Here is a 6,954-nt window from a genome sequence, read left to right on the forward strand (position 1 = left end):
TTACGAAACAATCCGGGAGAAGAATTTTTTAGAATGACACCGAATTTGCCGGTACGGGGAGAATGGTCCCAGTTGGGAACAACCGTGGGGTATACATTCTCCTGCACATCTTCCTTGCCGGAGAAGAACTTCATGGCATCCTTGTACTCGCACCAGAATCCGTGTTTAAAAAACTCACGCTTTATTTTATTGACCGCCATTTTAAACACGGAAAGTCCGTGTCGCTGGTAATCGAACAGACGAACAACGTTAACCGCATCAAATCCACGGGAGAGCAATAGGTCTATATTCTCCGCTTTATAGGTATGCGCTACGAAATGAATCCCTTTAAGTCCGTTCCGGATTGCCAGCTGCTGCCAGCAATCTATAAATTCTTTGGGATCGGGAATCTCCAACGGAGAGAAGACAAGGAAAAAAGGCTTTCCATCCACTGTTATGTAGCGCTTGTCTTTGAATGCAGGCAACACATCGTAAAAATGATGTTCGTAATCGGACAAGCCATTATAGGTCTGTTCAATTAAAGGCTCTTTACTCTTTACACCGCAATAGATTCCATGCCAGCTATGGTTTGCCCAAGCCAGACAAAAAGGGAAATCGGGGTTGCCGGACTCCAGCACCTCCGTAAAAGGTCTGTCCAACAAACGGCGGCCGTTACCGAACCAATAATGCCAGTAACAGAATCCCTCGACACCATACTCACGGGCCATATCGGCCTGAGCAACACGGGTTTCGGGCACTCTCAGGTCGTAATAGCCCAGATCTGCCGGGACCTGAGGTTGGTAATGTCCTCTGAACAGGGGCTTTGCTTTACCCACATTGGTCCATTCCGTAAACCCTTTTCCCCACCACGCATCGTTTTCGGGTGTTGGATGGAACTGTGGCAGATAAAAGGCCAGTACCCTTGCTTTATTTTGTTTCATCGTTTTTCTTTTGTACTGCAAATTTACGCTTCATACCGCTAAAATAACCAAGAATCTCCTCCAGAATTACCACGCGAAGCAATTTCATCACTCCCACATACAACAATGCAGAAAGCAGAATCTTGAGAATCAGCAACAAATATATATTATCCACTGGTTTTAACAATAAGGAAACCACCAGGAAAACCGCAACAGTAATAAATCCGAAGGGAAGCACATCCCTTATAAAATCGGTCAGTCCGAAACGGAGCAATCTCCACGCTACTACAAAGTAGGCCCCCAATGTAAGTAAATTGATCGCCGTAGTGAATAACAACAGCTTAACCACTCCCAGATGCACCGTCGCCACTATGGTTGCCAGGAGTAAACATCCGTTCACAAGGCTGAATATCAGGTTTACACCCGGATGACCACGGGATATCATAACATTTACATACAGGCTGTACATCGGGACAAATGCTCCCCAGATACAAAGAATCTGAAGAATTACCACCGCACCCAGCCATTTGGCCGTAACCATCACCAAAATAAACTCTTTGGCGATGAAGGCAAGTCCCAGAATCATAGGAAATGAGATAAAAGCTGTAAACCGCATCATTTTGCGAAATACAGCCCGCTGCCGTTCGGTTTCATTGCTTATCTCGGACAATACAGGTAAAGCCAATGTGTTGATAATCCCATACACAATGGAATAGGGAATGGTATACCATTTATTTGCCTGGGTATAGTAACCAACCTGTTCCGCATCGTAATACTTACCAAGGAACAAAGAATAGGCCCCTCCGGCCAGCTGGGTGATTACACCCGAGAAAAGAAGCTTTACGCTAAACGGGAACATCCGCTTTAGAGCAGGCAGATGGAACGAAGCTTCCGGTCGCCAGTCGCTCATCATCCAGAGCAGCAGGGTACGGAAAAATGAAAGTGACACCGCCTGTATGGCGATGGCCCAATGCGCAAAATCGAGCAACGCAAATGTAAGTCCCAGGACACACGACAACAGAATGGATCCCAGATTTACCATGGCCAACTGCTTCTGCGCAATCTGCTTGGTAAGAATGGCGTTTTGAATGATACCCAATGCGTTGAAGACAAATGACAGGAACACCACGCGGGAATAATCCACCAGAACCGGTTGGTCGAAGAAACCAGCTATTGCCGGAGCCGACACAAAAAGAATGAGGTAGATGACCAGACTGATAAAAACGTTGAACCAGAAGACCGACGCATAGTCCTCTTTGGTGGGTGCCTGCATTTTAATTAGTGTGGACGAGAAACCACTTTCCTGCAGTGTGTTGGCAACCAGGGTGAAGACCGAGATCATCCCGATTAAACCATAATCGTCGGGCATCAGGATTCGGGCCATCACAATCCCGAATACCAGCTGGACAAGCTGTTGTGAAAAGGTATTAAGTCCCCCCCAGAAAATGCCTGTGGCGGTACGTTCTTTCAATGATTTCATTCAGAATCTTTTTTCCTAAAAATTTTGGTCAGACTCCCCCCTGTTCCAAGCTTTACACCCAGGTACTCGTTCATGTCGTCCATCAATGCCCGGATTGCACTACCCCAGCTTAAACGGATACCCTCTGACTTCTGGTGTACGACCGGTCCTCCATCGGACAATTGCCATTTATTAATAAACTGATAAACATGGGCATCGGGACGACGCACCATGAAGGTTGCTAAAAAACGGAATGCATAATACTGTTTAAGTTCCGTAGCATCGGGACGCATCAGGTTAGATTCCTCAGCCACACTAAGCAATCCGCAGCTATTGAACAATTCAAACATACTTTTCCGGGTAAAGAAATGTACATGGGTATCGTCAAGCAGACCAAAGGACTGGTATGGAAATTCGCCTTTAAGCAGGCCCATCACTACTGCATTATGAGAAATATTGGGAACAGATGACAGAATAAATCCTCCGGGCTTCAGAAGGGAGACTGCTTTTTCGAGGGTCTTCCGTGGATTACGCAGATGTTCTAACACATCTCCCATCACCACATAGTCGAAAGGACCTTCTATTGTTTCAAACCAGGGATCAGTATCCAGATTACCTACCACCATCTGTTCGGCATAAAGAGCTGCATGGCGGGCCATTTCGGCGCTTATTTCGACTCCGGTAACCCGGCAATCCAACTCTTCTTTCATATAGCGAGTCATATATCCCATGGCAGCGCCCAGCTCCAATACCCTGGATCCGGGTGTAACCCATTGCAATAAAGGCGAGGGGGTATATGCCTCTTCTGTTAATCCGTATATTTTTCCCATCTGGTTTTCTATAACCTCCCGTGAGCACATTCCCGGGGCAGAATCCCCTTTACGTCGAACAGGATGGTTTTTCGATTTTTTACAAATTGAAAGTCGACCGACCGGAAGCAATCGTGCCCTACAGCAAGCACAATGGCATCGTAGGTGGTAAGGTCGGGCAGATCGGGTAGCAGGCTGATGCCGTATTCCTCCTCCACCTTGCTTCGCAACACCCAGGGATCGTACACTTCCACCGTTACTCCGAAATCGGACAACTCCGTATAGATATCAATGATCCTTGTGTTGCGGGTATCGGGACAATTCTCCTTAAATGAAAAGCCCAGAATCAGGGCCTTACTCTGACCGATACAGATTCCCTTTTTACTCATCAGCTTCGCCACTTTTGATGCTACAAAATGCCCCATGGAATCATTCACATTCCGTCCCGATAATATCACCTGGGGGTGATAACCCAGGCATTGAGCTTTATGAAGCAGGTAGTAGGGATCCACACCGATACAATGACCTCCAACCAGACCGGGACTAAAATTCAGAAAATTCCATTTGGTTGAGGCGGCCTCCAGCACCTCACGGGTGTCTATCTCCATGCGGTCGAATATCAGTGCGAGTTCATTTACAAATGAGATATTTACATCCCGCTGGGCATTCTCGATGGCCTTGCTGGCTTCGGCAACCTTCATGGAAGAGGCTGTAAACACACCCGCTTCAATGATTGAAGCATATAAACCGGTCAGCATCCCGGCAACCTCGGGGGTTGAACCTGATACCACCTTCCGAATGGTCTCCAGACGGTTTTTCTTATCACCGGGGTTGACCCGTTCCGGAGAATAGCCACAAAAGAAATCCAGGTTATATCTTAATCCGGATGTTTGCTCGAGCACAGGAACACAATCCTCCTCCGTGCATCCGGGATAGACAGTCGACTCGTACACAACCACGTCGCCTTTCTTAAGCATACCGCCAATCATGGCTGTTGCCGAGAGTAACGGAGACAGGTCGGGCGATTTAAACCGGGTGATGGGAGTAGGAACCGTAACAATATAAACCGAACAGGATTGGATGGATGCCGGATCAGAGCTAACTGTAAGTCCACCGGAGTTATCAACAGAGGTTTTCAACACCTTAACAAGCTCATCCTCATCTACCTCAAGTGTGTTATCAACACCCTGTTGCAAATCGGCTATCCGGGACGAATCTATATCGAAACCTCTTACCCGGTACTTTTTGGCAAAAGCAACCGCAAGGGGTAAGCCTACATAACCGAGACCAATAATTGCTATTTCCATTTCTTAGATTGCTTAACGTCCGGATACACCACAGGTTCGTCACTCCCGTCCCCGAAAGCAACCTGCGGGGACAAAGATAATAAATTGGGAGAATAGTTATTCCTTATTTATCCTTTAAGGCATAAATACGTTGAATAATATCCACAACCTTTAACCCTTCCAGCACATTGGTGGTTATACATGCGTTTCCTGAGAGAACCCGGACTACATTTTGAATTACATAATTATGATTTTGTGCGGAACCCTTATAGGCTCCATAGTCGTTGCCGGGATTGGTGGGAGCCAATTGGGGCAACTGATAATCCTTTACATGGCAATATTCTACTTCGTTCATATACTGCCCCCCTATCTTCACACTTCCGTTTTGAGCCACGATAAGAATGCTGCTCTCCATATTCTTATCCCATACGGAGGTCGAATAATTGAGGGTACCCATTCCTCCGTTCACAAAATCGAAACTCACGAATCCCGAATCCTCAAAATCGGTGAGTCTGCTGTGGTTAAAGTCGCGGAAACGAGCCTGAATATTGGTGATATCTCCAAACAGCCAGTACATGATATCAATAAAATGGGAGAATTGGGTAAACAGAGTTCCTCCGTCCAGCAGAGCCGTGCCATGCCAGCCGCCCGGTTTATAATACCGGTCGTCACGGTTCCAGTAACAATTTAGCTGCACCATGTATAAATCGCCCAGTTTTTTGGAATCAATCAGCTCTTTTATCCATACGGAAGGAGGCGAATACCGGTTTTGCATCACACAAAACACCTGCTTCCGATATTTCAGGGAGGTAAATACCACCCGCTCTGCCTCGGAAACGGTAAGCGCCAGAGGTTTCTCCACAACAATATGATATCCTGCCTCAATTGATTTAATGGCCATGGAGGCATGCATCCCGTTGGGAGTACAAATACTGATTACATCTATGGGGAGGTTCGCCGACAAAAGTGTGGACAAATCCTTAAAAAACAGAATTACGTCGGCCGGTTCATTTCCGGCCTGCCTGTTTTCATTGAGAGCTCCGGCGGGAACAACCGACTGATCTCCCGTGTCCAGCTTTAGCAACTCCAGAGACAGCACATCGCATATGGCTACTAATTGGGCTCCCGGTTCCCTGCGAACCATCTCAATGTGGCGCTTTCCGATGTGTCCACAGCCAACAACGGCAAAGCGTATTTCTTTATCTTGTTCCATAATCGGTATCAATTTCAAGGCTCTTCGTTACGTATCGGCATGTAGGTATTATTACTCGCATCCGGCTTGTAATCCGTCCGATTCGAAAAAAGCATTTACCTGTTGAATAATATATTGAATTTCATCTTCACGCATCTCGGTATGGATGGGCAAAGACAGCACTGTTTTACATAATTGGGAGGCGACTTCCGGTTTTTCAACCGGACGGAATGCCTGACGAAAGGCATGTTGCTCATTAAGGGGTAAAGGATAATACACCATGGACGGTATATTTCTTCTTTTCAGAAATTGCTGCAAGGCATCGCGTTTCCCATTGTTTACCTGCAACGTATACTGATGAAAAACATGGGTGGATGAAGCGGTGCGCTGGGGTACTTTTATACCCTTGCAGCGTTTAAATCCTTCGTCATATCTATCGGCAACTTTTTGCCGGGCTTTATTGAATTCATCCAGATGTGATAGTTTGACTTCCAGAACAGCCGCCTGGATACTATCCAGTCTGGAATTGCAGCCCACACGCTGGTGATGGTATTTGGACTGCTGACCGTGATTTGCAATCATACGTAAAGTATTTGCCAATTGCTGATCGTGGGTAAACATCGCTCCTCCGTCGCCATAACAAGCCAGGGGCTTGGATGGGAAAAACGAAGTGGTGCCAATCACCCCCATAGTACCGGCCATCCGCGTCTGCCCCTCCGGCAAGCGGTAGACCGCCCCCATCGACTGGGCGTTATCTTCAATTACATATAGATTTTGTCTGGATGCAAAAGAGAGGATAGAATCCATATCGCAGCATTGCCCAAATAAATGGGCCACTACAATAGCTTTGGTCCTGGAAGAGCAGGCTTTTGCCAGCGTATCTGCGGTAACCATAAACGTATCCGGATCCACATCCGCCCATACTGGGGTCAAGCCTAGCAAAGCCACAACCTCCGCAGCAGCCACATAGCAAAAGACAGGTACTATAACCTCGTCGCCGGGTTTTAAAGTCAGAGCCATCAGCGCAATCTGCAAGGCGTCCGTACCATTGGCACAAGGAATTACGTAGGGAATATCCAGGTAATCCGCCAGCTTTCCGGCAAACGATTTGACCTCCGGACCATTTATAAACTGTCCCTTCTCAACCGTTGCCAACAAGGCGGCATCAATCTCATTCTGAAGCCGATGATACTGCCTTTGCAAATCTACCATCTGAATATTAACCTGAAGTTCCGACACGCTGTTTCCCATTATTCATTATACATCGCTAACTTCCATAAAAACATAAAAAAGGCCTATTTATTATACA

Annotated in this window: 6 protein-coding genes; all 6 read right to left on the bottom strand. The window is 46.8% G+C overall.

The annotated features are described in order from the left end of the window. On the bottom strand, positions 1–920 hold a 920-nt coding region (locus AB7E53_RS13520), incomplete at its 3' end, for a glycosyltransferase WbsX family protein (protein ID WP_446776252.1). Beyond that, positions 907–2,379, bottom strand: a complete 1,473-nt coding sequence (locus tag AB7E53_RS13525) for a lipopolysaccharide biosynthesis protein (RefSeq protein ID WP_068185230.1) — start codon at positions 2,377–2,379, stop codon at positions 907–909. The genes AB7E53_RS13525 and AB7E53_RS13520, both read right to left, overlap by 14 nt. Beyond that, a complete protein-coding gene (locus tag AB7E53_RS13530) occupies positions 2,376–3,188 on the bottom strand; it encodes a class I SAM-dependent methyltransferase (protein ID WP_446776254.1) in 813 nt (270 codons plus the stop codon). The genes AB7E53_RS13525 and AB7E53_RS13530 overlap by 4 nt, the downstream gene beginning before the upstream one ends. Before the next feature lie 8 nt (positions 3,189–3,196). After that, a complete protein-coding gene (locus AB7E53_RS13535) occupies positions 3,197–4,474 on the bottom strand; it encodes a nucleotide sugar dehydrogenase (RefSeq protein ID WP_446776256.1) in 1,278 nt (425 codons plus the stop codon). 103 nt (positions 4,475–4,577) lie between these two features. Further along, entirely contained in the window at positions 4,578–5,666 is a 1,089-nt protein-coding gene (locus tag AB7E53_RS13540; protein ID WP_446776258.1) for a Gfo/Idh/MocA family protein, read from the bottom strand. 51 nt (positions 5,667–5,717) lie between these two features. Beyond that, on the bottom strand, positions 5,718–6,896 hold the full coding sequence (locus tag AB7E53_RS13545) for a DegT/DnrJ/EryC1/StrS family aminotransferase (protein WP_446776260.1): 1,179 nt from the start codon (positions 6,894–6,896) through the stop codon (positions 5,718–5,720). Positions 6,897–6,954: the final 58 nt, after the last annotated feature.

Origin of the sequence: Macellibacteroides sp., assembly GCF_050251695.1 — a bacterium.
Classification (GTDB): Bacteria; Bacteroidota; Bacteroidia; order Bacteroidales; family Tannerellaceae; genus Macellibacteroides; species Macellibacteroides fermentans.